Source organism: Agrobacterium sp. Ap1, assembly GCF_017313375.1.
GTDB classification, from domain to species: Bacteria; Pseudomonadota; Alphaproteobacteria; order Rhizobiales; family Rhizobiaceae; genus Neorhizobium; species Neorhizobium cellulosilyticum.
Genome location: NZ_JAFLMY010000028.1, coordinates 16,968 through 42,423, shown reverse-complemented (window position 1 = coordinate 42,423; position 25,456 = coordinate 16,968). Strand labels below are relative to the sequence as shown.

Sequence of the window (25,456 nt, the reverse complement as noted above, 5' to 3'; positions counted from 1 at the left end):
GCATCGATGCCGCCGCAAAGATCGAGACACAGCGGATCACAGCCAATGTCGTAACATAGGCAAAGGTCTAATGGGGTCAGACGAACTTTCAATGGAGCAACGATGATACAGGACATGGCTCCTGCTCTTGATGTGTACCGAACCGTTGCCGCCTAGTTTCAACGAACAGTTTCTCATCTCCAATGACCACGAAGAAAATATCCCAGTTAACAGAGCGATCGCCATCATGCGCACCGCTTAGGTCGTCGACCGGAAGATTTGAATCTCGCCATGAAAAAGCTGGCTTGTGCTTGGCTCCTACTCCGCCATCACGCGTCCAGTTCATTCTTGCCTTGCTCGCCGAGGCTATCAATAGTCAATACGGGCACGTTCCAATGAACGCCAATCTTTCGGTGCCTTGCCCGTGCATCGAGCGAAAAAGCGGGAAAAATAAGCGGCATCTTGGAAACCCAGCCGATACGATATTTGCTGTATAGAGGTCATAGAGAAGATGAGCTGTCTCTTCGCTTCCTCGATAATCTTGCGCTCGATCAGTTCATGTGCCGAACATCCATGCCAGGCATGAACGAGGCGATTGAGATGTGTCGGCGAAACCCCGATTCTCCCAGCATAGAACGACAACGCTCGATGGGTTCGGAAATGCTGGTCGATCAGGTTCATCAGGGCATCCACCCGGGTGTCTTCGGACGAGCCGTCCCAAGTGCGTTGATCGCAGCCAATTCGGAACAACAGGTGCAACAGCACGGAGACATAGGCTCTCAGGATTTCATTGCGTCCGCGATTTCGACTTTCAAACTCGGCAGTTATCCGCCCCAAGATGCGCGCGGCCTCTTCCGCATCCGGCACCTGAGGTTCGGGAGCAATCTTTTGGGGGTGAGCCAGCCACTGGCCAAACAAGCTTCTCTCACCGGGTGCATGGTCGAGATGTGACGAAAGGATCGTGATAACCGAGCCGACAACGGTTTTTGAGAATCGGAACCCATGACTTGTTCCCGGAGGAATGGTTATTACCGTTCCGGGCTTCAAACTAAGGGTCTCTTCGTTGAAGAGGACGTCACCGCCTCCGGCGGCAATATGCAGGATCTGAAAGTAAGCAGTGTGCCGGTGAGGCTGGATTTCCCAGTCGTGCTGGCTGCTTCTGGCATGGATCGTTTCATGATGCAGCCAGAAGCCCGGATCACCGGTATCCGTTTCACCATATAGGGCATAGGTGGGAACCCGTGGCATTGCGACCGCTCCTCCCGATGTTCGAAAAGTACAATTAAAAGAACAGAGCGTCTCTTTCGCCGCAACTCCCAATCATGGAATTTGCAATTATCAGTTTCGTTGGGAGGCGTGATTGAGGCATCAAGTCGTCATCATAGGCGCAGGACCGTCGGGCCTGCTGCTTGGCCAGCTTCTGACCGAAGCGGGGATCGACAATCTCATCCTCGATCGGGTGAGCAAGGAGTATATCCTCGGCCGCGTTCGAGCCGGGGTACTTGAGGAAGGGACCGTCAAGCTTCTGAACCAGGCGGGCGCCGGTGCACGGATGGCCGCCGAAGGGCTGCCGCATGATGGTTTCGATCTTGCTTTCGACGGTCGCGATCATCGGATCGATCTCAACGAATTGACCGGCGGCAAGCGGGTGATGGTTTACGGTCAGACAGAAGTCACGCGCGACCTGATGGATGCACGTGAACGAAGCGGTGCGCATGCCGTCTATGAGGCTGACGACGTGCAGCCGCATGATTTTTCCGGAACAGACCCCTATGTAACTTATCGAAAAGACGGCATAACACATCGTATCGATTGCGATTTCATCGCGGGCTGCGACGGATTCCATGGAACGAGCCGCAGGTCGGTTCCCGAGGCCGCATTAAACCTCTTCGAGAAAGTTTATCCGTTCGGATGGCTCGGCATCCTCGCGGATGTCGCTCCGGTCAGCCACGAACTGATATATGCAAATCATCCGCGCGGCTTCGCACTGTGTTCGATGCGCTCAGCAAGCCGCAGCCGTTATTACATACAATGTCCTCTCGATCAGAAAGCGGAAGACTGGAGCGACGACCGGTTTTGGGACGAACTGCGGCGCAGGCTACCGCCGTCCCATGCCGAAGCTCTTGTAACCGCTCCGTCATTCGAGAAGTCGATTGCTCCGCTGCGTTCCTTTGTGGCAGAGCCCATGCGCTTTGGCCGTCTGTTCCTTGTTGGCGATTCCGCTCACATCGTTCCGCCCACCGGTGCCAAGGGCTTGAACCTTGCCGCAAGCGACGTGCATTATCTCTTCAATTCTTTGCGCGAATATTATCTGGAAGGGTCCGAGGCAGGACTGAATTCCTATTCGAAAAAAGCTCTTGCACGGGTATGGAAAGCTGTACGCTTTTCGTGGTGGATGACGACCATGCTGCATCGCTTTCCGGAGACGAGTGAATTTGATCAGAAAATTCAGGAAGCGGAGCTCGATTATCTAACCCATTCCCGGGCCGCGTCCACCGCTCTGGCAGAAAACTACGTGGGATTACCGTTTTAGCGTGGACGACAGCAACGGGTAGCATTGTTGCAATTCAAAGGGCACGATGTTGGAGGCGGGCCCTGTTTAACCGGGAGGAATGAACATGAAAAAGGCTGCAATTACCGCTTTCGCGGTCATGACTTTGTGCGGAACCGCTTCCGCCGACGTCATCAAGGTCGGCGTGGTTGGTCCCTTCTCTGGGCCCTTCGCCCTGCAGGGCAAGAACTTCAAGGCGGGAATAGACGCCTATATCGCACTTCACGGTAACAAAATTGGCGACGATACGGTCGAAATTGTCTACCGCGATATTCCGACAGCGGACCCTGCCCAGTCCAAGGCTCTCGGCCAGGAACTGATCGTCAAGGAAAAAGTTCAATATCTTGCAGGCTTCTACTTTACTCCGGATGCAATGGCGGTCACGCCGATCCTCAAGCAGGGCAACGTGCCCATGGTCATCATGAACGCTGCAACATCGGCCATCATGAAGACCAGCCCTCTGGTCGTCAGAACCTCGTTCACCACCTGGCAGACCTCCACGCCCATCGCAAAGGTTGCTTCCGATGCAGGCGTCAAGAAGATCATTTCGGTCGTCAGTGACTATGGACCGGGTGTCGATGCCGAAAATGCGTTCAGAAAGGCCTTCGAAGAAGCCGGCGGGAAGATCGTGGAGGCAATACGAATGCCGCTTTCCACAAACGATTTCAGCCCGATCATGCAGCGTATCAAGGATTCGGGCGCAGAAGGTGTGTTCGCCTTCCTGCCTTCCGGCCCGACCACGCTCGGCTTCGTCAAGGCGTTCAACGACAATGGTCTGAAAGCGGCCGGCACCAAGTTCTATGCGCCGGGTGACCTGACCCAGGAGTCGGATCTGCCGGCACTGGGCGACGCTGCATTGGGAATACAGACGACGTTCCATTATGCCGTTTCTCACGATTCCCCCGAAAACAAGACCTTCGTCGAGGCAGCGACCAAGGCGATCGGCAACGAAGCGGAACTGTCCTTTCCTTCCGTCGGCGCGTTCGATGGCATGCATGTCATCTACAAGATGATCGAGGCGACGGGCGGCAAGCAGGATGCCCAGAAAGCCGTCGATGCCGTCAAGGGACTGGCCTGGACAAGCCCTCGCGGCCCTGTCTCCATCGATCCGGAAAGCCGTCACATCACCCAGAACATCTATCTTCGGGAAGTGGCAAGGGGTTCGGATGGCAAATACTTCAACAAGGAGGATCAGACCTTCGAGAAGCAGGGCGATCCGGGTCTGGCCGCCGCGAAGTAAGCGGCCGACGGTTTCACAGATCGGCAGGCCAGAGTTGGCCTGCCACTCATGAACAGGATTTCTCATGCAGACAGTCTTCAGCATTGCTGTCGACGCACTTGCCTATGGCATGGTGCTGTTCGTCATATCCATCGGCCTTTCGGTGACCATGGGCCTGATGCGTGTCGTGAACCTCGCCCATGGCGGCTTTGCCATGATCGGCGGTTACATAGCCTCCTATGTCGCGCGGGACTTGGCCCTCGGATACGGACTTGCATTGATCGCGGCGGTCGTCTTCACGATCCTGATCGCCATTCCGATCGAACGTCTTCTTTATCGGCGGATCTACGGTCAGCCGGAACTGACACAGGTGCTGATGACGATCGGGATAACCTTCTGCATCATCGGAATTGCCAATTTCGTCATGGGGCCAACGCTGAAGACCATTCCGCTTGCACCTTCACTACAAGGGTCTGCCGACCTCGGCTTCCGCACCATACCCATCCATCGCCTTTTTGCGATCGCCTGCGGCCTGGCCGTGGCGCTCGGCCTCTGGTACGCGATCGAGAAGACAAATTTCGGCATCAAGCTTCGTGCGTCTGTCGACAATGCCGCAATGGCTGCGGCGCTGGGCGTGAGAACGGAAATCGTCTACGCGGTTAGCTTCGCGGCGGCTGTGGGTCTTGCGGCTTTCGGCGGAGTGGTCGGATCGGAATTCCTGCCGGTGGAACCCTATTATGCACTCCGCTACATGGTGACGTTTCTGGTCGTGGTATCGGTCGGCGGAGCCGGCTCCATCCCTGGCGCACTGGCAGCTTGTCTTCTACTTGGGGCGATCGATACGACCGGCAGGTATCTCATGCCGGAATTCGGCGAATTCTTCTTCTATCTTGCCGTCATCGCAATCATCTGTGTCTTTCCGAGTGGCCTGGCGGGACGCGCAAAATGACAGAGAAGACCAACTCCACGCTAGCCGCCGGCGCTGCAACGACCAGAAGCCGCCTGCGGGCCGGCTTCATCAAGCGAGACCTTTACGGCTTTGCTGCCATCGTCATTGTCGCCGCGGCTGGCTATGTCCTCTTTCCCGACAACCTCGCGTTGCTCACGCGTATCATCGCGATTGCCCTTCTCGTATTGTCGCTTGATCTCGTGACCGGCTATTGCGGTGTTGCGACCCTTGGCCAGGCGGCGTTGTTCGGATCGGGCGCCTATGCGGCAGGCATACTCTCCGCGCATTATGGGATAAATGATCCGCTGCTGATGACACTGGGCGGGATATTTGCGGGTGCGGTCGCAGGACTTATCTGTGGCATCGTGATGCTGCGGGCACACGGTCTCCCGCAGCTCGTGCTATCGATCGCTCTTGTCTACCTGTTTCATGAATTCGCCAACAAGGCGTCTTCCTGGACCGGCGGAAGCGACGGATTGTCGGGCATCGTACTCGACCCGCTCTTTGGCCTCTACGAGTTCGATCTCTTCGGCCATACGGCCTATTTCTTCGGTGTGGTCCTGCTTCTCATCGTATTCACGTTGCTGCGCATCGTCGTTCGCTCGCCCTTCGGCATGCTCTGCCGTGGCATCAAGGAGGATCCCGTGCGGATAAGGGCACTCGGCGCCTCTCCCCATAAAGCTGTGATAAAGATGTACATCATTTCAGGCGCGGTGGCCGGAACCGGGGGTGCGCTCAGTGCCATCTCAACCCAGGTTGTCGCACTCGACGCCCTGTCGTTCACACAATCGGCAGAAGCGCTCGTCATGCTTGTCCTTGGCGGAACAGGTTCCCTGTTCGGCGCTCTGGTCGGGACCGTGATCTTCATGCTGTTTGAGGACTTCGTATCGGCCGCCAACCCGTTTCACTGGCTGACGATGGTTGGCGCGCTTCTCATCGTCGTCGTCCTTTTCGCCCCTAAGGGCATTTTCGGAACGGTGCAGGATCTCCTCTCTGTAAGAAAGAACACGACCGGGGAGACGCGGCCATGAGCGCGGTATTTGAAGTCATCAACCTGAAGAAGGCGTTCGGCGGACTCGTTGTCACAAACGACGTCTCGCTCTCCATGGTGGCAGGCGACCGGGTGGCGCTCATTGGCCCAAACGGAGCCGGCAAGACGACCTTCGTCAATCTCGTCACCGGCGCCCTGAAACCGAGTTCCGGTGAGGTGCGACTTCGAAACGAGCCGGTCACCCGGATCGGACCAACCGGCCGGGTTCAGCGTGGCCTCGTTCGCTCATTCCAGGTGACCCGGCTTTTCCAGGACATGACACCGGCCGAACATGTGGGGCTCGCGGTTCTCCAACGGACAGGAAAATCGGCTGAACTACATGGCAATTTTCTCACCCGTCCGGCGGTGATGGAAGAAGTCTATGACCTGCTTGAAAGACTGGGCCTTTATTCGCTCGCACATAGAAAGGTGCGGGAGATCGCCTACGGGCAGCAGCGGCTTCTGGAACTGGCCATCGCGCTTGCCTTAAAGCCCAGCGTCCTCCTGCTCGACGAACCAGCTGCCGGCGTTCCGCAAAGTGACACGGGACGTATCGAGGAAGCGCTCGCAAACCTGCCCGCCGATCTCGCCGTGGTGATGATCGAACACGACATGGACCTGGTGTTCCGATTTGCCAAACGGGTGGTCGTGCTTGCCGCAGGGACCATTATATTCGACGGCCTTCCCGCCGACGTGACAAAGGATGCCCGCGTCCGCGAGGCCTATCTCGGGAGCTACGCCAATGCCGGCCTCAATGCTTAAAGTCGAAAACCTTTCCGCCGGTTATGGCCCGACCCGAATTCTGGAATCGATTTCGTTTTCTGTGGCTGCTGGTCGTCGGCTCGCCGTTCTCGGTCGCAACGGGATGGGGAAGACGACGCTCTTCGCGACGCTTGCGGGCCAGACCCGCCGTTATGGCGGGAGGATAACGATAGGGGACATCGATCTCAGCTCGATGTCAAGTGCCGCGCGGGCTCACGCGGGCCTCGGATATGTGCCGCAGACGCGGGACATATTCCCGAGCCTTAGCGTCGAGGAAAACCTGACTGTCGGCTTGAAGAAACGGAAGAAGGACGCGATCGAGGAAGGCTATGCTTTGTTTCCCCGGCTGAAAGAGCGTCGCAGGAACCTCGGCAGCCAGCTGTCCGGTGGCGAACAACAGATGCTGACCACGGCGCGCACGATCCTCGGCCGACCCGCGGTGCTGCTGCTCGATGAACCGCTTGAAGGCCTGGCTCCCGTGATCTGCGAGGAGCTCATGGTGGTGTTTTCGGAACTTGCGGCTTCCGGAGACATGACGATCCTGCTCGTCGAGCAGCGGATTCAAAGCGCTCTCGACTTTGCCGACGAGGTCATCGTGCTAGAGCGTGGCCGTATCGCCTGGAACGGTACCCCTTCCGCGCTGTCGCAGGATCACGAGGCGGTGGAACGTTTGCTCGGCGTGGGCGGCCTGCATTAGCCTGCCGCCTGCCTTGCTGTTTTCCTGCCGAAAAAGCGGTCAGGCGCGCCCGAGAGCGAGCGCGATACCCTGCCCCACACCTATGCACATGGTTGCGAGCGCGTGGTTACCCCTGCCGGACGAAAGTTCCAGAGCGGCCGTGCCGGCAATTCTCGCACCCGTCATGCCCAGCGGATGTCCAAGCGCGATGGCCCCGCCATTCGGGTTGACGCGCGGATCGTCATCGGCAATGCCGAGTTCGCGCAAGGTTGCAAGGCCCTGGGAGGCAAAGGCCTCGTTCAGTTCGATGACATCGAACTGATCCTGCGTCAGGCCGAGCAATGCCATCAGCTTTTTGGAAGCAGGCGCCGGGCCGATACCCATGACACGTGGAGGAACGCCCGCTGTCGCTCCGGCCAGAACCCGCGCAATCGGCGTCAGCCCGTATTTTCTGACAGCTGTTTCCGAAGCGATAATCAGCGCCGCGGCACCATCGTTGACGCCGGAGGCGTTGCCGGCCGTCACTGTTCCGCCTTCCTTCTTGAAGGGAGTACCAAGTTTGGCGAGCGCTTCGATCGTGGTCGCGCGCGGATGCTCGTCTTTCGAGATGACCAGTGCCTCACCCTTGCGCTGGGGGATGGCGACCGGCGTGATTTCGCGGGCAAGCCGGCCGGTTTCCTGGGCGGCAGCGGCCTTGTTCTGACTGCGCAGAGCAAAAGCATCCTGATCTTCGCGAGAGATCCGATAATCTTCCGCAACATTTTCGCCGGTTTCGGGCATGGAATCGACGCCGTAAAGCTTCTTCATCAGCGGATTTACGAAGCGCCAGCCGATTGTCGTGTCGTAGATCTCCGCGTTGCGCGAAAACGCGGCGTCGGCCTTCGGCATGACGAACGGTGCCCGGCTCATGCTTTCGACGCCGCCCGCAATCATCAACTCCGCCTCACCCGACTTGATGGCGCGCGCCGCAGTGATGACGGCATCCATTCCCGAACCGCACAGACGGTTGATGGTCGTGCCCGTGACGGACACAGGAAGCCCGGCCAGAAGCAGAGACATGCGCGCGACATTGCGGTTGTCCTCGCCCGCCTGGTTGGCGCATCCAAAGATCACGTCGCCAACCGCCTCCCAGTCGATGCCGGCATTTCGCTCGATGAGCGCCTTCAGCGGTATGGCGCCGAGGTCGTCAGCCCTCACTGAGGAAAGCGTGCCGCCGAAACGACCAATCGGGGTGCGGATGTAGTCGCAGATAAAAGCCTCGGCCACTGTATTCTCCTCAGACTTCGGGCACGATGAGATCGGCGACCGAACCCGCGATATGCAACGGAGCGTCCGTCATCGACTGCAGTTCTTCTATGCTAAATGCGGCAAGTTTTTCTCGCAGCACGAAGCGTCCTTCAACGATCTCGATGACGGCATGACTGGTGTAAACCCGGGTGACACAGGCCAAGCCGGTCAGCGGAAACGTGCATTTTTCCACGAGCTTGGGTTCGCCGTTCTTTGTCACATGCTCGGTGATGACAAAGACCTGTTTGGCGCCATGCACGAGATCCATGGCGCCACCGACTGCCGGAACGCCCTTCGAGCCGACACGCCAGTTTGCCAGATCCCCGCTTTGCGCAACCTGCAATGCCCCAAGGATCGCAACATCGAGATGGCCGCCGCGCACCATCGCGAAGCTGTCCGCATGATGGAAGAACGAAGCGCCCTGCTTCAGCGTCACTGCCTTTTTGCCGGCATTGATGAGGTCCCAGTCCTCTTCGCCTGGCTTCGGCGCCTCGCCGAAATCGAGGATGCCGTTTTCCGTGTGGAAGATCGCCTCCCGGCCGGGCGGCTGGTAACGGGCGACCATTTCGGGAAAGCCGATACCCAGATTGACATAGGCGCCGTCGACAATGTCCTGCGCCGCGCGCCAGGCGATCTGGGCGTTGGTCAGCTTGATCTCTTCTTGAGCGATGCTTGTCATGCGTAGGTCACTCCGGCGCGAATGAGTTCCTCTTCCTGGCGAGGCTGCGAAACCTCGACGACGCGATCGACGAAAATTCCGGGCGTGACCACATGTTCGGGGTCGATTTCGCCCGCCTCGACGATCCTCGAAACCTGAACGATCGTGCTGGCGGCCGCCATGCACATCAGCGGATTGAAGTTACGAGCCGCCTTGTTGTAGGTGAGATTGCCATGACGGTCGCCGAGATGAGCCTTGATGATGGCGAAGTCAGCCTTCAGCCACCGTTCCTGGACGTAACGCCGACCGTCGAATTCGCCGATCGGCTTGCCTTCCGCGAGCTCCGTGCCGTAAGCGGTCGGGGTGTAGAATGCCGGTATGCCGGCGCCTCCGGCACGGATGCGTTCCGCAAGCGTGCCTTGCGGCACAAGTTCGAGTTCGATTTCTCCGGCCAGGTACTTATCGGTAAAGGCGCGCGGATCGGACGATTTCGGGAACGAGCAGATCATCTTTCGGACCATGCCCGCGTCGATCATCGCCGCAATCCCGATACGGCCATTGCCGGCATTGTTGTTGATGACCGTCAGGTCCTTTGGACCCTTGTCGATCAGCGCGTGGATGAGTTCGATCGGAGCGCCGGAGCCACCGAAGCCGCCGATCATCACTGTCGCTCCGTCGCCTATTTCGGACACAGCCGCCGCCAGGCTCTGGCTTGTCTTGTTCATCCGCCACCTCCCTTGATGATGGGCCTCGTCCTCTGTCGTAGCCTCTCGAAAACCTACCCCTCGACTTTCTCGACCTCAACGTTTTTGTGCGATATGATGCATTTGTTGCATTATCGCACAAACTCGGAGTTATTATATTGAATGTGAAGCAGAGTGACATGATGGGCGGATTGGCGAAGGGGCTTCGCGTGATCGAAGCTTTTACCGCCGAAACGCCTCGATTGAGCATTTCGGAAGCGGCAGAGATCTCCGGCCTGGATCGAGCAACCACCCGCCGTTGTCTGCTGACGCTCGCTGAAAACGGATATTGTGCTTATGACGGCAAGTTCTTTACGGTCACTCCGCGCGTCCTGCGTCTCGGTACCGGCTGCCTGGCATCCATGCCGCTGCCGCGCATCGTTCAGCCATGGCTCGATCAGTTATCCGAACAGATTGGCCAGAGCACGTCCGTCGCCATCCTGGATGGTGCAGAGATCGTCTACGTCGCGCGTGCTGCGCAGCGGAAGGTGATGTCGATTGCGCTCATGCCAGGGTCGCGTCTTCCCGCTTATTGCACGTCTCTCGGACGTGTCATGCTTGCAGCACTTCCCGAAACTCAAGCGATTGAACTTCTGAACTCCCATCCGCTTCAGGCAAGAACCGCCCATACGCTCCACACTATCGATGACGTCTTGAAGGAACTCGCGCTGGTTCGAACGCACGGTTATGCCGCGGTCGACCAGGAGGTCGAGCAGGGATTGAGATCCGTCGCAGTGCCGGTGAAAAACGCGCGCGGCGTCGTGGTCGCGGCATTAAACACGGGACTGGCCGTCTCGAGCGCCCCTATGGCTTCTGTCATCGAAACCTACCTCCCGTCACTTCAGCAGGTAAGTCGCGAGCTTCGCGGAGTGCTCTCGTAGCGCCTCGGGAGATTGAGGCAGGCAAGTGAGCTAACGGGAGCCTGCAGCTTCTCGTATGGTCTGTATCAAAAGCGACATCGCGATGGAGGGGATTGCGTCAGTCCGCATTGTCAGCCCCACGGGCCCTTGGGTATCGCTTGTATCGATCGGCAATGCCTGCATTAGCCCCGTCCCGATATCGCGGGACACAACCCCGGACGATATGATCCACACCGCGTCGCTCGACAGCACGAATGCTCGACCGAAAGAGTCTGAAACGGTCTCGATCTGGTTCGGCAGACTTGAAATGCCGTTGGCGATGAGTAGCCGATCGACAAAGGGCCGAATGATCGACGACGTGGTCGGCATCAGGATCGGATAGTCGCCGAGTTCGGAAAACGATGAATGCCCCGACGTCAGGATCGGATGGCCGGCACGGACGGTAAACACCACCCGTTCGGAATAGAGGTGCTCGAAGATAAATCCCGCCATCCTGTCAGCCCCCGCCAGTCGGCCGATGACAAGATCGAGGTCGCCGAAGCGCAGTTGTTCCAGCAGCACCGAGTTTTCGCCGGTGACGATCTTGATGCGGCTCCCGGTCTTTTCCTTCAGAAAAAGATCCACGGCCCGCGGCATGATGTGGCTGGAAACTGTCGGTAGCGCACCGATCCGTATCAACGGCGCTTCTCCAACACGTTCCTGCGAAACTGAATCGACACCCTGTCGAAGAGCGGCGATCGCCGCACCGGCATGTTTCAGGAATACCTCGCCATAACGCGATAGCCGGATGCCCCTGCCCTCGCGCTCCACAAGCGCGACACCGAGCGCCTCTTCGAGCTCCCGAATGGTCTTGGTAACCGCCGGCTGGCTGACATTCAGAAAACCGGCCGCCTTGACGACGCTCTTGTGACGAGCAACCTCGATAAAGGCTTGGAGATGACGAAACTTAACGTTTGGCTCGCTCATCGAATACATAACCATTCGGATATAAAAAACACCTAAAAAGTCATTTTACCTAACCGAGCCAATATACCAAGATAATTCAGGGAGAGATTTTCAATGCAGTTTGCGCGCGTCAATGACGTCACGATCCACTATCAGGTTATTGGAGGACCGGCGGATAAACCGGTCATCGTATTCGCCAATTCGCTCGGCACGGATTTTCGCATCTGGCGGGATGTCATCGTGCGCCTCGCCGGCGACTTCCCGATCATCCTTTACGACAAGCGTGGCCATGGCCTGTCCGATATCGGCAAGCCCCCTTATTCGATCGAGGATCATGCAGCGGATCTTGCCGGCCTCCTGGATCTGCTCAACGTGCGCAACGCCGTGATCTGCGGCCTTTCCGTTGGAGGGCTTATTGCGCAGGCGATCTACCAGACACGGCCCGAGTTGGTGAAGGCGCTGATACTCTGCGATACTGCCAGCAAGATCGGCTCTGCCGATATGTGGAACGCGCGTATTGCGGCCGTCGAAGAGCACGGCATCGCAAGCATCGTCGATGCGGTCATGGAAAAGTGGTTCACCCCCGCTTTCCGCAGCCCGGACAACATCGCCTTTCACGGTTATCGCAACATGCTGGCTCGCCAACCGATCGAAGGTTATGCGGCAACCTGCGCTTCAATTCGTGATGCCGATTACACCGAGGCCGCTGCACGCATTGTCGTGCCGACCCTCTGCATCGTCGGCGACCAGGATGGCTCAACGCCGCCAGACCTCGTCAGGAATACGGCAGAACTTATCCCCGGCGCGCGTTTCGAGATCGTCAAGGATGCAGGTCACATTCCCTGCGTCGAACAGCCCGAAGCTTTGACCGATCTGATCCAAGACTTCATCAACACCACCAATACCGCAGGGGAGGCTCAATGACTGAGGTTGAGACATACCGACACCGCCTGGGCATGGAGACACGACGTTCCGTGTTGGGAGATGCCCATGTCGATCGAGCGATCGCCAACGCCACTGAATTCGACGAGCCGTTTCAGGCGCTGATCACGGAAGCCGCCTGGGGACATGTCTGGTCACGTCCCAACTTCACCAAGCGGGAACGATCGATCATCACGATCGCGCTTCTGGCAGCACTCGGCCAGGACGAGGAAGTTGCCATGCATGTGCGGGCCACCGCCAATACTGGCGCTTCGCGGGAAGATGTTCGCGAGGCCCTGCTGCATGTCGCTATCTATGCAGGCGTACCTGCCGCAAACCATGCCATAAAGATCGCCAAGCGCGTCTACGAACAGATGGACGCCGAATAGACATCGGGGGAGGAGACCTTAGGGATGTCCGCTAATTCGAACAAACAGCCGGAGACCGGTGGATTTTTCGCGCGCGACCGCGCCTGGCACGCGCCCGCCCTGACACCGGAATACAAGACCTCGATCCTGCGTTCGCCGCAGCGCGCCTTGCTGTCTCTCGACGGCACGATCTCGGAAATCACCGGCCCGGTTTTCGGCCATTCAATGATCGGCGAGTTGGACAATGACCTGATCCACAACTACGCCCGGCCGGGAGAAAGTGCCATCGGCGAGCGGATAATCGTTCATGGCCGCGTGCTGGACGAGCGAGGCCAACCTGTTCGCGGTGCCTTGCTGGAATTCTGGCAGGCCAATGCCGGCGGCCGTTATCGCCACAAGAAAGAAACCTATCTTGCCGCGATCGACCCCAATTTCGGCGGTTGCGGCCGTGCGATCACCGACGACGACGGGCGTTACGCGTTTCGCACCGTCAAGCCCGGCCCCTATCCATGGCCTAACGGCGTCAACGACTGGCGTCCTGCCCATATCCATTTCTCGGTCTTCGGACATGGCTTCGCCCAGCGCCTGATTACCCAGATGTATTTCGAGGGCGACCCGATGATCTGGAAATGTCCGATCGTCAACACGATCCCGGATCGCAAAGCGATCGAACAACTGATCGCACCGCTGGACTGGGGTCAGACGATCCCGATGGATGCGCGCGCCTACAAATTCGATATCGTGCTGCGCGGACGCCGCTCGACCCTTTTTGAAAACCGGCTGGAGGGCAACTGATGGTGCAGGAGCTTCACAGGTTGAAGGAAACACCGTCGCAGACCGCCGGCCCCTATGTCCATATCGGACTGACGCCGAATTACTGCGACATTCGCGGCGTCTATGACGGCGATCTCGGAACCACGATGGTCAACGATCAGACGCTGGGCGAACGCATCACCGTGCGTGGCCGCATCTTTGACGGCGCCGATACGCTTGTGCGGGATGCTATTGCCGAAATTTGGCAGGCGGACAGCGCCGGTCTCTACAACAGCCCGTCGGAAATGCGCGGCACCGCTGATCCGAACTTCACCGGCTGGGGCCGTTGTCCGACGAATGCCGAGAATGGTTATTTCCAGTTCGAGACGATCAAACCCGGCAAGGTTCCGTTCAAGGACGGACGCCCCATGGCGCCGCATATCACGCTCTGGATCGTTGCTCGCGGCATCAATATCGGTCTGCATACACGCATCTACTTTTCCGACGAGGCGGAAGCGAACGCCATCGATCCGCTGCTGTTACGCATCGAACATCGCCAGCGGGTCGAGACAATGGTCGCACAGAAGGACGGCAGCATCTATACGCTCGATATCCATCTCCAGGGACCGAAAGAAACCGTGTTCCTCGATATCTGACGCTGCGCCCAACCAGCTGCCTACCCGACATGGAGACATGATGGCCTTCTCTCCCTTCGAGCATCCCTTCCTGTCGGGTCTCCTCGGCGATGAGGAAATCGCTCGCCACCTTTCAGCCGATGCGGACATCAACACCATGCTTCGTTTCGAAGCCGCTTTGGCGCGGGCACAGGCGGGGCTGGGACTTATCCCGGCAGCTGCTGCGGAACAGATTGCGGCGGCATGCGGTACATTCGAACCCGATCTCGCACGGCTGAAGGCAGCCGTCGGGACGGATTCCGTCGTCATCCCCGAACTCGTCAAACAGCTTAGGCAGGCGGTCGGCGGCGATGCGGCCAACCATGTCCATTTCGGCGCAACCAGCCAGGATGCCATCGACACGAGCCTGATGCTTCGGATGAAGGCGATCCATGCGATCTTCACTGAGCGAATAAGGCAGATAGTTGCGCTTCTGGATGGTCTCGATGAACGCTTCGGATCAAACCCGCTGATGGGCTTTACCCGTATGCAGGCGGCCATTCCGATCCGCGTTTCTGATCGAGTGGAAAGCTGGCGTGGCCCGCTCGCGCGACAACTCACAGCGCTGAACAACCTAGTGTTTCCGGTCCAGCTCGGCGGTGCGGCCGGTTCTCTCGACAAGCTGGGACTAGATGGGGCCGCGGTGCGTGCCGCGCTTGCTGAAGAACTGGGGTTGGCGGACATACGCCAATGGCAGAGCCAGCGAGACGGAATTGCGGATATCGGCCATCACCTGTCATCGGTTACGGGCGCACTCGGCAAGATTGGGCAGGATCTCGCGCTGATGGCCCAGTCGGGCCGCGAAATTTCCATGAGCGGTGGCGGAAAATCCTCCGCCATGGCGCATAAACAGAATCCGGTCGGGGCAGAAACACTGGTGGCGCTTGCTCGCTTCAACGCCGTCCAGCTTTCAGGATTGCATCAGGCCATGGTGCATGAGCAGGAGCGTTCAGGAGCAGCCTGGACACTCGAATGGCTGATCATGCCACAGATGGCCATGGCGACTGCTGCCTCACTGCGGCTGGCGAGAGAAACGCTCAGCAAAATCGAACGAATCGGAATGTTGGACTCCGACTCGTCCAATTGATCCTATGGCCCCATCGACCAGGAAGCCCCAGCGACGCGTGTCATAGATCGGCAGGACTGACCGGTCGCCTCTCCCGGCCCGACCGCGCAATCGCCAGTATCGTCGCCAGGGTCATCATTCCATCATGGGCAGAGACCAGGGGTTTGGCGTCACCCGTTACCACTTTCATGAAATGGGCAAGCTGATTGACATAGGCCCGGCTGCCATCCAGCGTGACGTGCCGCTTGACCAGCGGATCCTGCCAATGCCCCTCTTCCGCCTCATGCTTCCAAAGATCCATTGACGGCAATGCCAATGCAGCTCTGGTGCCGGAGAAGAAATAGGCGTTTTCCGGCTGATGCGGGAAATACAGCGCCTGCCCGGCGGCCGTATCCCAATTGTAGGGCGAAACGGCCGTGTCGCTCATGAGGACCGTGCCAACCGCACCAGATGAAAAGCGCAGGCTGACGCTGGCGCTATCCTCCACCTCGAAGCCTCGCACCGAATTTGAGGTGAAGGCCATGACTTCTGCGATATCACCACAGACAAACCGCAGGCAATCGATGTCGTGAATAAGGTTGATGAGCAATGGCCCACCACCGGCTTGCCGGCGCCAGGCGGCATCGAAATAAGCCTCCGGCTTGTCGGCCAGCCACATGGCGTGGACCCCGACCAGGCGACCGAGATGCCCCTCTTCGATCAATTGCTTGGCCTTGGCGATGTCGGGGCTATGACGGCGCTGGTGTCCCACTAGAACTGGCACATCGGCTCGTTCTGCCGCCGCCACCAGATCCCTTGCAGCTTCGAGCGTATCCGCCACAGGCTTTTCCACCAGACACGGGATGTCGCGTTCAACACAGGCGATTGCCGCTTGAGCATGAAGAGCATTTGGCAGAGCCATCTGGCCGCATCTCGTCCAGCATGGTCCGATAATCGAGATAGTGTCTGGCCCCGAACTCACTTGTAACCAGTTCCGCGGCAGGCGCTGGGTCTGAGATTGCGACAAGCTCTGCACCGGGCGTTGCTGCAATTAGCGCGGCATGTTCACGCCCGATCAGGCCACCTCCCATGATCGCAAATCTGATTGCATCATCTGGCATCCCAGTTCCCTCACAATCTGGCAACGGCGCGAAGTTCCTCCGCTGTCGTGATGGGAAGATCGAAGAATTCGAGATAGGCCGGTATCTGCTCGAACAGCATGTCTGTTCCGACCTGATATTCGCAGCCGCGAGCGCGCGCCGCAGCCAGGAACGGCGTTATCTCACGGCTCAGCACCACCTCTCCAACGAAGGCTGAAGGCGCGATCCGGGATACATCGAAAGGCAGCGGATCATTGTCATTCATACCGAGGGGCGTGGCGTTGATGACGATATCGTAGCCGTTTGGATCGGTCTTGCCGGCTTCCACACGCAACCCCGGATAATGACGACGCAACCGGTCCACGAGGCCCTGCATCATGGGGATGGAGGCATCGGAAAGCGCCAGTTCTGCCAATCCCGCTTTGGCAAGCGACGCGGCGATCGCCGAGCCGACACCTCCGGCACCGGCCATGATCGCTCTCTTGCCCTCGATCTCCCGCCCTCTGCGCAGCATCCCGCGGACGAAACCTTCCCCGTCGAACATATCGCCGACAAGGCCGCCGTCCGATCCGATTTTCACTGCGTTGCAGGCTCCAGCAACCTGCGCATTGGTGGAAATTTCGTCCAGCAATCCCATGGTGGTGATCTTGTGCGGCATGGTGATCAGCGCGCCATGGATATTGGAAAGGCGGAAGACCAGTTTCAGAAATGCCTTGTAGTCATCCGGCCGGCATCCCATCGGCACCACGACCGCATCGATACCGTTTTTCTCGAAATAGGGATTGTAGATCAACGGCGCCTTGAAGGAATGCGTCGGGAAACCGAGATGTGCGATGAGTTTTGTGTTGCCGCTTATCATCGGCTTTACCTTCCGGCTATGAAACTGTATCGCATCAATGCCGCCCGAGGATTTCGCCAAGGAACTTCCGGGTGCGTTCATGTTTCGGATTGGAGAAGAATTCGGCCGGAGGCGCCTCCTCGACGATCGCGCCGCTTGCCATGAAGATGACGCGATCGGCAACCTGACGTGCGAAACCCATTTCATGGGTCACGCAGATCATCGTCATTCCCTCTTCGGCCAATGCGATCATCGTATCGAGCACTTCCTTGACCATTTCCGGGTCAAGTGCGGATGTCGGCTCGTCGAACAGCATCGCCTTGGGCCGCATGCAGAGGGCACGCGCAATGGCGACGCGCTGCTGTTGACCGCCGGAAAGCTGAGCGGGGTATTTTTCGGCCTGCTCGGAGATCTTGACCCGCTCCAGCAAGGTGCGGGCACGATCCTCGGCTTGCGCCTTGTCGATACCGAGCGATCTCATCGGTGCCAGCATGCAGTTCTGCAACACGGTCAAATGCGGAAAGAGATTGAACTGCTGGAAGACCATGCCGACCTCGCGGCGAACCGCATCGATCGTCTTCGATCCATGTCCGAGCATGATGCCGCCGACATGGATGTCACCCTTCTGATAGGCCTCCAGGTGATTGATGCAGCGGATAAGCGTGGACTTGCCGCTTCCCGAGGGGCCGCAAAGCACGATCTTCTCGCCCTTCGCGACAGACATGTTGATATTGTCGAGAGCCTTAAAGGCGCCGTACCATTTTTCCACGCCCGACAGGGAGATCATCGGCTCCGTGGTCGTTGCGCTATTCATTGTCTGGTTCATCCATAAAACTCCGGATTTCTCGACCGGCACGGCCTAGCGGCTGGCGGTCAGGAATTTGCGTTCGAGATGGGCGCCGTAGATGGTCAGCGGGCAGCACATCAGGAAGTAGAGGGCTCCAACCACGCCGAAGACGGTCAATGGCTGGAAGATCTGGTTTGAGATGATGTTGCCGGCGCGGGTCAGTTCGGTGAAACCGACGATCGAAGCGAGCGATGTTCCCTTGATGAGCTGCACCAGGAAGCCAATCGTGGCCGGAAGCGAGATCCGTATCGCCTGGGGAAGGACGACATCCTTCATCCGCGAGACGTAACCCAGGCTCAGCGCCTTGGCGGCCTCCGTCTGCCCACGCGCGACCGCTTCAATCGATCCTCGCCAGATTTCCCCCAGAAAGGCACTTGCATGGAGGGTCAAGCCGACCGACACCGCAGCCCACGCATCCATCTGGATGCCGATCAGGGCCAGTCCGTAATAAACCACGAAAAGCTGCATCAACAGCGGCGTACCCTGGAATACCGCGATATAGCCGGCCGTCAGGCGCTCGACGATGAAGATGCCGGAGGTGCGCGCCAAAGCGACTATCAGCCCCGCAATACTGCCACATATGAAGGCGACCACGGACAGCGCGACTGTCCATTTCAGGCCTGCCAGAAGGAAAAGGAATTCTTCGCGTCCCATTCGATTTCCTCCTTATCTGACCGGGTAGCTGAAATAGCGGGAGGAGAAGAGCGCGAAGATGCGCATCATCACCCAGGAGATGACGAGGTAGAACGCCGTCACTGTGAAATAGACCTCGAAGCTGCGGAAGCTGTCGGACTCGATCCGTTGCGATACCGAGGTCAGTTCGTAGGCCGAGATGGCGGATGCGATGCTGGTCGTCAGCGTCAGCAGGATGAACTGGCTCGTCAGGGAGGGATAGATCGCCCTCAGTGCCGGCTTGAGGATGATCAGGCGGAAGACCTGAGCCTTGTGCAGCCCGAGCGCCAGTCCCGCCTCCATCTGCCCCTTCGAAATGGACTGCACGCCACCACGAATGATTTCGATGGCATAGGCGCCGCCATTGATGCCAAGCGCGATGATCGCGGTCGGCGTCGGATCGAGCCGGATGCCGGCCAGCGGCAGCGCGAAATAGATGAAGAAGATCTGCACCAGAAACGGCGTGTTGCGGATCAGTTCGACGAAGCCGATCACGAGCCAGCGCAAAGGCTTGAATGGCGACTGGCGCAAAATGACGCCGCCGATGCCGATCACGATCGCCAGAAGCATGCCGCAAATGGCCAGCGTGAATGTTCCGAGACAGGCCCATAGAAGGTTTGGCAGACCGTCGATGACCGGAGTGAAATCAAGGGTATAGTTCATGATATCTCCTGCGGCGCGTTCTCAGGACGGCTCGACCATGTCGGCCATGGCTTCGATCGCCAGTTCGTAACCGCGGGCTCCGAAGCCGATCATGATGCCGGTCGCGGTGCGTGAAATCAGGGAGTTGTGATAGATGCTCTCGCGGGCATGCACGTTGGATATGTGCAGCTCTATCTTCGCGCCGTCGAAAGTCTTCAGTGCGTCCAGCAGGGCGATGGACGTGAAAGTGTATCCGGCCGGATTGATGATGATGCCACAAGCATCCTTTCGCGCCTGATGGACGGATTCCACCAGTTCGCCCTCGAAATTCGTCTGGCGAAAATCGACCGAGAAACCCAGAGACGCAGCTTTCGCCTCGCATCGCTCGCGAATGTCGCCAAGGGTTGTCGTGCCGTATATGGACGGCTCCCGCTCACCCAGAAGATTGAGGTTGGGTCCGTTAAGGACAAAGATCGTCTTGTTCATGAAGAAAACTCCGGGAAGCGTCGGCGCAAGGATTTGCCATGCGCCGACGCTGGCACCTCATTTAGGTGCCACCACGCGAAATTCAGAGTTTACGAAGAGCTGAAGCTCACTTCGCGGTGAACGGAATACCTTCAAGGCTCTTCGGGAATTCCGGCACCGGAACCTTCATCCACTTGTCGTAGATCTTCTTCAGTTCGCCATTGGCCTTGATCTTGTCGATGAACTCGTTCACCGCGACATTGATCTCTTTCTCGCCTAGGCGCGTGCAGGCGCCGTTGTAGAGCTTCTGGAATTCGAGCTTGTTTTCGAATTTGCCCGGGACTGCCTTCTCGACGCGATCGAGATAGAAGATGTTGCCGCCGAGCGCGTCGACCTGGCCGGAAGCCAACGCCTGAACGCTTGCTGCGTCGCCGTCATACCGGCGAATGGTCGCGGTAGGCGGGGCATTCTTGGTGACCTGAGTATCCTGGGCTGCACCCTTAGCGACGCTGATCGTCAAGCCGGCCATGTCATCATTCGTCTTGATCGACTTGTCCTTCGGCCCGATCAGGACGATGGCGTTCGCATTGTAAGGTTGGCTGAACTGCACGGCCTTGGCGCGATCCGGCAACATCGCCATCGTCGCGAACAGAATGTCAACGCGGCCTGATGTGAGTGCGGGAATGCGGTTGTTGACTTCGAGCGGAACGAATTCCACTTCGACACCGAGTTCCTTGGCGAACAGGGCGCCCATTTCGGCATCAAAGCCGTCCTGCTTGCCTGCGCTCGTGACAAAACCCCAAGGCGGGTTGTCGCCCTGAATGCCCACGACCAGCTTGCCCTTGGCCTTGATCTCGGCCGGCGTGATAGCCGCAGCCGGCTGTGAAAGCGATGCTGCGGCGACAATTGCCGCGGCGCCCAACAAGGCGCGGCGCCGATTCAATTTGAATCCAAACATTAGGTGCTCCTCCTCTGATGACCTAAAAGGCCTGCCAGCTCTCCTCCAGCTGGTAACACGCCAAAATTGACATAAGCCCATTTTCAAATCAACAGAGTTTTTCTATAATCTCCTACAAAATGCATTTCGACATTTGTGTGGGGAATTGCATTACGATTTTTGCAGTGCAAAAAACGGATTGTTTCAGGAGGAGGAAACAATGAAAACATCGATTGCCACGGTGTCGATCAGCGGAGAGTTTCCGGAGAAACTGGCGGCCATTGCTGCAGCCGGGTTCGACGGGGTGGAGATCTTCGAAAATGATTTCCTGGCCTTCGACGGCAGTCCAGCCGATGTCGGACGAATGGTTCGCGACCACGGACTGGAAATCACGCTTTTCCAACCGTTCCGGGATTTTGAGGGCATGCCGGAACCGTTGCGCAGCCGGACTTTCGATCGCGCCGAGCGCAAATTCGACATCATGCAGCAACTCGGCACCGACCTCGTCCTCGTCTGCTCCAATGTTTCGCCTGCATCGCTTGGCGGTATCGATCGGGCTGCAGCAGATTTTCACGAATTGGGCGATCGGGCGGCGAAGCGCGGGCTTCGCGTAGGTTACGAGGCTCTGGCATGGGGCCGGCATATCAATGACCACCGCGATGCCTGGGAAATCGTGCGGCGCGCCGATCATCCCAATATCGGCCTCATACTCGACAGTTTTCACACCCTGTCACGAAAGATCGACGTCGGATCGATCCGCTCCATACCAAAGGACAAAATTTTCATTGTGCAGATGGCGGACGCACCGCTGATCGAGATGGATCTGCTCTACTGGTCACGCCATTTCCGCAACATGCCGGGCGAAGGCGACCTGCCGGTAAGGGAGTTCACCGAAGCTATCGCGGCAACGGGCTATGACGGTTATCTGTCGTTGGAAATATTCAATGACCAGTTCCGCGGCGGCTCTCCAAAGACGATTGCGGCCGACGGTCACCGTTCGCTGGTCTATCTCGGCGATCAGGTTCGTCGAAATCCGGATGCCTCAACACTGACCGTCCCGGAAATGCCGGATCGCGCCGACGTGAAGGGCATAGGGTTCGTCGAGTTCTCTGCCGATGAAAAAGACGGCGAAAACCTTGCCGCCATTCTCAAGACGCTAGGCTTCAGAAAGACTGCAGTTCATCGCTCCAAGAAAGTCGCGATTTTCGAGCAGGGCAAAATCCGCCTTTTGCTCAACACAGACGAAAAGGGCTTTGCAAACGCCTCCTTTGCAGTACACGGCACGTCTGCCTATGCGATCGCACTGATTGTCGATGATGCGGGCGCGGCCTATGCGCGCGCAATCGCGCTCGGCGCCGAACCATTCGAGCAGTTGGTCAGCCAAGGCGAAGTGCAGATCTCGGCGATCCGCGGTGTCGGCGGCGGACTGATCTATTTCCTCGACGAGAAAGGCAACCTCGGCCGTTTCGCGGAGATCGACTTCACGCCGGCTTCCGAAGACACGGACATCGCCGCAGCGCATCTTGCCCATATCGATCACGTTGCCCAGACCGTCGCTTACGATGAGATGCTGACCTGGCTGTTGTTCTACACCTCCATATTCGAAGCCGATAAGACGCCGATGGTCGACATCATCGACCCGTCCGGGGTGGTGCGCAGCCAGGTGGTCGAAAATACGTCAGGCAGCCTGCGCTTGACACTGAATGGAGCAGAGAACCGCCGCACATTGGCTGGCCATTTCATAGCGGAACGGTTCGGCTCGGGCATACAGCACCTCGCTTTTCACACCGAGGACATCTTCGCGACAGTTGCCGCGTTGCGCAAAAACGGCTTCGAACCCCTGCCCATATCTCCGAACTATTACGGCGATATAGAAGCTCGATTCGGCCTGGATCCGGCCCTGACGGAGCGATTGAAGGCCGACAATATTCTCTACGACAGAGATGACCAAGGCGAATATTTCCAGATTTACAGCACGACGTTCGGCGAAGGCTTCTTTTTCGAGATCGTGCAACGTAGCGGCTATCGCGGATATGGCGCGGCCAACGCCATCTTCCGCATTGCTGCATTGAAGAAGGCTCTCAGGCCGGAAGGCTTGCCGAGGCTTTGATCGATGGTGGGCCAATCTGTTGAGCGTCACCGGGTGGGTTTAAACGAGCAGACAAAATATGTATGAGGATTGAGGAAATCTCCGAGATGCGCACATGCTTTCCGATCTAGCCACCGAGACCGTTGCCGAAAACAGCTACAAGCGAATTCGAGCCGATATCATATTCGGGCGTCTCGCTCCCGGTCAGAAGCTTAAGCTCGAGAAGCTCAAGGAGACTTATGACACCAGCGTCAGCACGCTGAGGGAGATCCTCAACCGTCTTGCCTCCGAAGGACTTGTCGTGGCGGAGGGCCAACGCGGCTTTCATGTGGCGCCGATGTCATCGACCGATTTGAAAGAGATCGCCGCACTGCGCCTGCTATTGGAGACACACGCGCTGGAGCAATCCTTCGAGAGAGGTGACGTCGACTGGGAAGCACGGCTCGTATCTGCGCATTACAAACTTGCCCGCATGGAAAGCGTCATGGCCAGCGGCGATACCAGTCAGACGGAAGACTGGAAGCGCTATGACTGGGAATTTCACCAGGCTCTGATTTCCGCTTGTGGGTCGAGATTGCTGATGGAAACCCATGCCGCCATTTTCGATAAATATCTCCGCTACCAAATGGTTGCCCTCTCCTATCGCGGCAAGATCGCTGCAGACGAACACAAGCGTCTTCTGGACGCTGCCCTTGAGCGAGACCAGAAGACGGCGAAAAAGATCCTCGGCCTGCACATTGAGGGAGGCGTGGAACATGCGTTGGCGAGAAAGTCGCCGCTTCAGGATTGATCATGCGTGAAGAACGATCATTTGAGCACGAACGGGTGAACGACCTCAGCGAAAGCGTCAGCGATGCGGTCTTTCGCCGGTTGCGACAGGACATCATACTCGGGACCTTGCCGCCAGGCTCCAAGATCAAGCTTGAAAAGGCTCGCGAGCGATACTCGATCAGCATTTCGTCACTACGTGAGATCCTTTGCAGATTGTCGGCAGAGAATCTTGTGCTTGCAGAAGGGCAGCGTGGATTTGAGGTCAGTCCAGTATCCAGGCGAGAACTGACAGAGCTGGCCGACCTTCGCATCGTGTTGGAATGCCATGCTATCGGCCTTTCATTCGCCACCGGAGATCTTGAGTGGGAAGGCTCGATCGTGGCCGCGCATCATCGATTGGCTGCGGTGGAGCGCAGGCTTCTCGCTGGAGATATTGCCCGCACGATCGACTGGGTCAGATGTGACTGGGAGTTTCACCGGGCGATCGTTGCGGCAAGCAAGTCGACAACGCTTCTGCAAAACCTGTCCTCGGTCTTCGATCGTTTCCTTCGATATCATATGCTCGCTGGCAGTTTTCGAGGCACTGCGGTCGTCGACGATCACAAGCTGCTATTTGAACGGGCGCTTGCGAGAGACGCAGATGGCGCAAGGCAGATCATCACCAGCCACGTACAGAGGGGAGTTGAGCATATTTTGAAAGAACCGGGGTTTCTTCTGAACATTTGACAGATCCTTGAGTCTCCTGCCGTGCCGTAAGTTTTGTCAATCGACTTACAGGAATTGCTCATAAAACAGGCAGGACACATATCCCTTCCAACGCAAGGCACTCAATCGGTCGAGACCTGCGCGCTGGAAGGCATGGCATGCGGATTGCTTCTCCCTCTCAAAGTCAAAAAGGGGATATCCTTGGCGCCGTATCCGCCTTTCATTCGCATTATCCCGGCTGCCTGCGGAATGACCACAACCATTTCGCCAGGCCGGCCCACTTCATTGCCGTGGACGACATTGATCGCCACCGGAAATTTCGCCGCCTGTTCGCCCAGCGCCATTGACTGAGGGTGGCAATGGCAAAATCCGATCTGACAATTTTGGTTATAGATGAAAACGCCATCCGCGCCTCGATCATCGAGGAAGGCCTGAACGAGGCCGGTCACAGCAATGTCACGGTCATTCATGAGGTCAATGGCGTTGCCCGCATCATCGAGACGCAACAGCCGGACGTCATCATCATCGACATCGAAAACCCCAACCGGGATATGATGGAACATCTTTTCCAGCTGACTCGCACCGTCAGTCGCCCGATTGCGATGTTCGTGGATCGATCCGACACCGCCTTGATCGAGTCTGCCATGGAGGCAGGCGTTTCCGCTTATGTTGTCGACGGCCTTAAGAAGGAACGCGTCAAATCCATTCTCGACATGGCCGTCAGCCGCTTCAACGCCTTTAGTCGACTGCAGCAAGAACTAGCCGAAGCTCGATCCGCGCTTGAGGAGCGTAAGGTCGTGGAGCGAGCTAAAGGCATACTCATGAAAATGCGCGGGCTTTCGGAGGAGGAGGCCTTTGCATTGTTGCGTCAGACAGCAATGAACGAAAAAAAGAAAATGGCTGAAATTGCGCAAAGCCTAGTGACTGCCGCAGGTCTTCTGATGTGATGGATATGGGCAGGAGGATGCAG

The 25,456-nt window shown here is 57.9% G+C and carries 30 protein-coding genes; 16 read left to right on the top strand and 14 right to left on the bottom strand.

Going from position 1 to position 25,456, the window contains the following annotated elements:
- Positions 1–348: 348 nt before the first annotated feature.
- A complete protein-coding gene (locus JZX87_RS27610; protein ID WP_206829034.1) occupies positions 349–1,227 on the bottom strand; it encodes a helix-turn-helix domain-containing protein in 879 nt (292 codons plus the stop codon).
- Positions 1,228–1,339: 112 nt separating this feature from the next.
- On the opposite strand from JZX87_RS27610, the gene pobA reads away from it, so the two are divergent.
- The 6 genes from pobA (at position 1,340) to JZX87_RS27580 (ending at position 7,187) form a co-directional block, all read left to right on the top strand.
- Entirely contained in the window at positions 1,340–2,512 is a 1,173-nt protein-coding gene (gene pobA, locus JZX87_RS27605) for a 4-hydroxybenzoate 3-monooxygenase (protein ID WP_206829033.1), read from the top strand.
- An 85-nt stretch (positions 2,513–2,597) separates the two neighbouring features.
- Positions 2,598–3,770 (top strand): ABC transporter substrate-binding protein, encoded by a 1,173-nt coding sequence (locus tag JZX87_RS27600; protein ID WP_206829032.1) that lies wholly within the window; start codon positions 2,598–2,600, stop codon positions 3,768–3,770.
- A 64-nt stretch (positions 3,771–3,834) separates the two neighbouring features.
- Complete coding sequence (locus JZX87_RS27595; RefSeq protein WP_148144150.1) at positions 3,835–4,698, top strand: branched-chain amino acid ABC transporter permease; 864 nt, start codon at positions 3,835–3,837, stop codon at positions 4,696–4,698.
- The gene (locus tag JZX87_RS27590; RefSeq protein ID WP_148144151.1) at positions 4,695–5,729 is read left to right on the top strand and encodes a branched-chain amino acid ABC transporter permease; all 1,035 of its coding nucleotides are present in this window, start codon (positions 4,695–4,697) and stop codon (positions 5,727–5,729) included. Before JZX87_RS27595 ends, JZX87_RS27590 begins: the two co-directional genes overlap by 4 nt.
- Entirely contained in the window at positions 5,726–6,490 is a 765-nt protein-coding gene (locus JZX87_RS27585) for an ABC transporter ATP-binding protein (RefSeq protein WP_148144152.1), read from the top strand. The genes JZX87_RS27590 and JZX87_RS27585 overlap by 4 nt, the downstream gene beginning before the upstream one ends.
- Complete coding sequence (locus tag JZX87_RS27580; RefSeq protein WP_148144153.1) at positions 6,471–7,187, top strand: ABC transporter ATP-binding protein; 717 nt, start codon at positions 6,471–6,473, stop codon at positions 7,185–7,187. The genes JZX87_RS27585 and JZX87_RS27580 overlap by 20 nt, the downstream gene beginning before the upstream one ends.
- Before the next feature lie 39 nt (positions 7,188–7,226).
- Here the strand turns inward: JZX87_RS27580 and pcaF are convergent, their stop codons facing one another.
- The 3 genes from pcaF to JZX87_RS27565 are packed head-to-tail and all read right to left on the bottom strand — an operon-like array spanning position 7,227 to position 9,836.
- Positions 7,227–8,432 (bottom strand): 3-oxoadipyl-CoA thiolase, encoded by a 1,206-nt coding sequence (gene pcaF / locus JZX87_RS27575; protein WP_206829031.1) that lies wholly within the window; start codon positions 8,430–8,432, stop codon positions 7,227–7,229.
- 10 nt (positions 8,433–8,442) lie between these two features.
- Entirely contained in the window at positions 8,443–9,132 is a 690-nt protein-coding gene (locus tag JZX87_RS27570) for a CoA transferase subunit B (protein WP_206829030.1), read from the bottom strand.
- Positions 9,129–9,836, bottom strand: a complete 708-nt coding sequence (locus tag JZX87_RS27565; RefSeq protein ID WP_148144156.1) for a 3-oxoacid CoA-transferase subunit A — start codon at positions 9,834–9,836, stop codon at positions 9,129–9,131. Before JZX87_RS27565 ends, JZX87_RS27570 begins: the two co-directional genes overlap by 4 nt.
- A 137-nt stretch (positions 9,837–9,973) precedes the next feature.
- On the opposite strand from JZX87_RS27565, the gene JZX87_RS27560 reads away from it, so the two are divergent.
- Positions 9,974–10,735, top strand: a complete 762-nt coding sequence (locus JZX87_RS27560) for an IclR family transcriptional regulator domain-containing protein (protein ID WP_206829029.1) — start codon at positions 9,974–9,976, stop codon at positions 10,733–10,735.
- 30 nt (positions 10,736–10,765) lie between these two features.
- On the opposite strand, the gene pcaQ is transcribed toward JZX87_RS27560, so the two are convergent.
- Complete coding sequence (gene pcaQ, locus JZX87_RS27555) at positions 10,766–11,680, bottom strand: pca operon transcription factor PcaQ (RefSeq protein WP_148144158.1); 915 nt, start codon at positions 11,678–11,680, stop codon at positions 10,766–10,768.
- Between the two features lie 93 nt (positions 11,681–11,773).
- On the opposite strand from pcaQ, the gene pcaD reads away from it, so the two are divergent.
- From pcaD to JZX87_RS27530, 5 genes are read left to right on the top strand one after another with little or no spacing between them, the layout of a single operon-like run.
- The gene (gene pcaD / locus JZX87_RS27550) at positions 11,774–12,583 is read left to right on the top strand and encodes a 3-oxoadipate enol-lactonase (RefSeq protein WP_206829028.1); all 810 of its coding nucleotides are present in this window, start codon (positions 11,774–11,776) and stop codon (positions 12,581–12,583) included.
- A complete protein-coding gene (gene pcaC / locus JZX87_RS27545; protein ID WP_148144160.1) occupies positions 12,580–12,969 on the top strand; it encodes a 4-carboxymuconolactone decarboxylase in 390 nt (129 codons plus the stop codon). The genes pcaD and pcaC overlap by 4 nt, the downstream gene beginning before the upstream one ends.
- Positions 12,970–12,993: 24 nt before the next feature.
- Positions 12,994–13,743, top strand: a complete 750-nt coding sequence (pcaH, locus tag JZX87_RS27540; RefSeq protein ID WP_148144161.1) for a protocatechuate 3,4-dioxygenase subunit beta — start codon at positions 12,994–12,996, stop codon at positions 13,741–13,743.
- Between the two features lie 2 nt (positions 13,744–13,745).
- Positions 13,746–14,357, top strand: coding sequence for a protocatechuate 3,4-dioxygenase subunit alpha (pcaG, locus tag JZX87_RS27535; protein ID WP_206829040.1), 612 nt, complete (start codon positions 13,746–13,748; stop codon positions 14,355–14,357).
- A 40-nt stretch (positions 14,358–14,397) separates the two neighbouring features.
- Positions 14,398–15,462, top strand: a complete 1,065-nt coding sequence (locus JZX87_RS27530; RefSeq protein ID WP_148144162.1) for a 3-carboxy-cis,cis-muconate cycloisomerase — start codon at positions 14,398–14,400, stop codon at positions 15,460–15,462.
- A 40-nt stretch (positions 15,463–15,502) separates the two neighbouring features.
- Here the strand turns inward: JZX87_RS27530 and JZX87_RS27525 are convergent, their stop codons facing one another.
- From JZX87_RS27525 to JZX87_RS27490, 8 genes are all read right to left on the bottom strand, one after another.
- Positions 15,503–16,342 (bottom strand): Gfo/Idh/MocA family protein, encoded by an 840-nt coding sequence (locus JZX87_RS27525; RefSeq protein WP_206829027.1) that lies wholly within the window; start codon positions 16,340–16,342, stop codon positions 15,503–15,505.
- Entirely contained in the window at positions 16,293–16,511 is a 219-nt protein-coding gene (locus tag JZX87_RS31910) for a Gfo/Idh/MocA family oxidoreductase (protein ID WP_353654274.1), read from the bottom strand. The genes JZX87_RS27525 and JZX87_RS31910 overlap by 50 nt, the downstream gene beginning before the upstream one ends.
- 40 nt (positions 16,512–16,551) lie before the next feature.
- Positions 16,552–17,379 (bottom strand): shikimate dehydrogenase family protein, encoded by an 828-nt coding sequence (locus JZX87_RS27515; RefSeq protein ID WP_206829039.1) that lies wholly within the window; start codon positions 17,377–17,379, stop codon positions 16,552–16,554.
- A 34-nt stretch (positions 17,380–17,413) separates the two neighbouring features.
- Positions 17,414–18,145: an amino acid ABC transporter ATP-binding protein gene (locus JZX87_RS27510; RefSeq protein ID WP_148144279.1), complete on the bottom strand. Its 732-nt coding sequence runs from the start codon at positions 18,143–18,145 to the stop codon at positions 17,414–17,416.
- A 72-nt stretch (positions 18,146–18,217) separates the two neighbouring features.
- Positions 18,218–18,859 (bottom strand): amino acid ABC transporter permease, encoded by a 642-nt coding sequence (locus JZX87_RS27505; protein WP_206829025.1) that lies wholly within the window; start codon positions 18,857–18,859, stop codon positions 18,218–18,220.
- Positions 18,860–18,871: 12 nt separating this feature from the next.
- The gene (locus tag JZX87_RS27500) at positions 18,872–19,540 is read right to left on the bottom strand and encodes an amino acid ABC transporter permease (protein WP_112502128.1); all 669 of its coding nucleotides are present in this window, start codon (positions 19,538–19,540) and stop codon (positions 18,872–18,874) included.
- A 21-nt stretch (positions 19,541–19,561) separates the two neighbouring features.
- Entirely contained in the window at positions 19,562–20,005 is a 444-nt protein-coding gene (locus JZX87_RS27495; protein WP_183686522.1) for a type II 3-dehydroquinate dehydratase, read from the bottom strand.
- Between the two features lie 106 nt (positions 20,006–20,111).
- Positions 20,112–20,942, bottom strand: a complete 831-nt coding sequence (locus JZX87_RS27490; RefSeq protein WP_183686524.1) for a transporter substrate-binding domain-containing protein — start codon at positions 20,940–20,942, stop codon at positions 20,112–20,114.
- A gap of 199 nt (positions 20,943–21,141) precedes the next feature.
- Between JZX87_RS27490 and JZX87_RS27485 the strand changes: the two genes are divergently transcribed.
- The 3 genes from JZX87_RS27485 to JZX87_RS27475 all read left to right on the top strand — a co-directional run bounded on the left by JZX87_RS27485 (position 21,142) and on the right by JZX87_RS27475 (position 24,507).
- Complete coding sequence (locus JZX87_RS27485) at positions 21,142–23,031, top strand: bifunctional sugar phosphate isomerase/epimerase/4-hydroxyphenylpyruvate dioxygenase family protein (protein ID WP_206829024.1); 1,890 nt, start codon at positions 21,142–21,144, stop codon at positions 23,029–23,031.
- Between the two features lie 94 nt (positions 23,032–23,125).
- On the top strand, positions 23,126–23,800 hold the full coding sequence (locus JZX87_RS27480; protein WP_183829897.1) for a GntR family transcriptional regulator: 675 nt from the start codon (positions 23,126–23,128) through the stop codon (positions 23,798–23,800).
- 2 nt (positions 23,801–23,802) lie between these two features.
- Entirely contained in the window at positions 23,803–24,507 is a 705-nt protein-coding gene (locus tag JZX87_RS27475; protein ID WP_206829023.1) for a GntR family transcriptional regulator, read from the top strand.
- A 101-nt stretch (positions 24,508–24,608) separates the two neighbouring features.
- Here JZX87_RS27475 and JZX87_RS27470 read toward each other — a convergent pair whose 3' ends face one another.
- On the bottom strand, positions 24,609–24,830 hold the full coding sequence (locus JZX87_RS27470) for a hypothetical protein (protein ID WP_206829022.1): 222 nt from the start codon (positions 24,828–24,830) through the stop codon (positions 24,609–24,611).
- A gap of 15 nt (positions 24,831–24,845) precedes the next feature.
- Between JZX87_RS27470 and JZX87_RS27465 the strand changes: the two genes are divergently transcribed.
- Entirely contained in the window at positions 24,846–25,433 is a 588-nt protein-coding gene (locus JZX87_RS27465) for an ANTAR domain-containing response regulator (protein ID WP_148144172.1), read from the top strand.
- The last annotated feature ends 23 nt before the right edge of the window (positions 25,434–25,456 follow it).

Excerpts from the sequence above, each read along its gene's own strand:
- pcaH (WP_148144161.1), top strand. The coding sequence starts at position 12,994 with ATGTCCGCTAATTCGAACAAACAGCCGGAGACCGGTGGATTTTTCGCG.
- JZX87_RS27610 (WP_206829034.1), bottom strand. The coding sequence starts at position 1,227 with ATGCCACGGGTTCCCACCTATGCCCTATATGGTGAAACGGATACCGGT.
- JZX87_RS27590 (WP_148144151.1), top strand. The coding sequence starts at position 4,695 with ATGACAGAGAAGACCAACTCCACGCTAGCCGCCGGCGCTGCAACGACC.
- JZX87_RS27580 (WP_148144153.1), top strand. The coding sequence starts at position 6,471 with ATGCCGGCCTCAATGCTTAAAGTCGAAAACCTTTCCGCCGGTTATGGC.
- JZX87_RS27530 (WP_148144162.1), top strand. The coding sequence starts at position 14,398 with ATGGCCTTCTCTCCCTTCGAGCATCCCTTCCTGTCGGGTCTCCTCGGC.
- JZX87_RS27515 (WP_206829039.1), bottom strand. The coding sequence starts at position 17,379 with ATGATAAGCGGCAACACAAAACTCATCGCACATCTCGGTTTCCCGACG.
- JZX87_RS27595 (WP_148144150.1), top strand. The coding sequence starts at position 3,835 with ATGCAGACAGTCTTCAGCATTGCTGTCGACGCACTTGCCTATGGCATG.
- pcaQ (WP_148144158.1), bottom strand. The coding sequence starts at position 11,680 with ATGAGCGAGCCAAACGTTAAGTTTCGTCATCTCCAAGCCTTTATCGAG.
- JZX87_RS27470 (WP_206829022.1), bottom strand. The coding sequence starts at position 24,830 with ATGGCGCTGGGCGAACAGGCGGCGAAATTTCCGGTGGCGATCAATGTC.
- JZX87_RS27525 (WP_206829027.1), bottom strand. The coding sequence starts at position 16,342 with ATGGCTCTGCCAAATGCTCTTCATGCTCAAGCGGCAATCGCCTGTGTT.
- pcaC (WP_148144160.1), top strand. The coding sequence starts at position 12,580 with ATGACTGAGGTTGAGACATACCGACACCGCCTGGGCATGGAGACACGA.
- JZX87_RS27565 (WP_148144156.1), bottom strand. The coding sequence starts at position 9,836 with ATGAACAAGACAAGCCAGAGCCTGGCGGCGGCTGTGTCCGAAATAGGC.
- JZX87_RS27490 (WP_183686524.1), bottom strand. The coding sequence starts at position 20,942 with ATGTTTGGATTCAAATTGAATCGGCGCCGCGCCTTGTTGGGCGCCGCG.
- JZX87_RS27475 (WP_206829023.1), top strand. The coding sequence starts at position 23,803 with ATGCGTGAAGAACGATCATTTGAGCACGAACGGGTGAACGACCTCAGC.
- JZX87_RS27570 (WP_206829030.1), bottom strand. The coding sequence starts at position 9,132 with ATGACAAGCATCGCTCAAGAAGAGATCAAGCTGACCAACGCCCAGATC.
- JZX87_RS27500 (WP_112502128.1), bottom strand. The coding sequence starts at position 19,540 with ATGAACTATACCCTTGATTTCACTCCGGTCATCGACGGTCTGCCAAAC.
- JZX87_RS27465 (WP_148144172.1), top strand. The coding sequence starts at position 24,846 with ATGGCAAAATCCGATCTGACAATTTTGGTTATAGATGAAAACGCCATC.
- JZX87_RS27485 (WP_206829024.1), top strand. The coding sequence starts at position 21,142 with ATGAAAACATCGATTGCCACGGTGTCGATCAGCGGAGAGTTTCCGGAG.
- JZX87_RS27585 (WP_148144152.1), top strand. The coding sequence starts at position 5,726 with ATGAGCGCGGTATTTGAAGTCATCAACCTGAAGAAGGCGTTCGGCGGA.
- JZX87_RS27505 (WP_206829025.1), bottom strand. The coding sequence starts at position 18,859 with ATGGGACGCGAAGAATTCCTTTTCCTTCTGGCAGGCCTGAAATGGACA.
- JZX87_RS27495 (WP_183686522.1), bottom strand. The coding sequence starts at position 20,005 with ATGAACAAGACGATCTTTGTCCTTAACGGACCCAACCTCAATCTTCTG.
- JZX87_RS27510 (WP_148144279.1), bottom strand. The coding sequence starts at position 18,145 with ATGATCTCCCTGTCGGGCGTGGAAAAATGGTACGGCGCCTTTAAGGCT.
- JZX87_RS27480 (WP_183829897.1), top strand. The coding sequence starts at position 23,126 with ATGCTTTCCGATCTAGCCACCGAGACCGTTGCCGAAAACAGCTACAAG.
- JZX87_RS27600 (WP_206829032.1), top strand. The coding sequence starts at position 2,598 with ATGAAAAAGGCTGCAATTACCGCTTTCGCGGTCATGACTTTGTGCGGA.
- JZX87_RS31910 (WP_353654274.1), bottom strand. The coding sequence starts at position 16,511 with ATGGGAGGTGGCCTGATCGGGCGTGAACATGCCGCGCTAATTGCAGCA.
- pcaD (WP_206829028.1), top strand. The coding sequence starts at position 11,774 with ATGCAGTTTGCGCGCGTCAATGACGTCACGATCCACTATCAGGTTATT.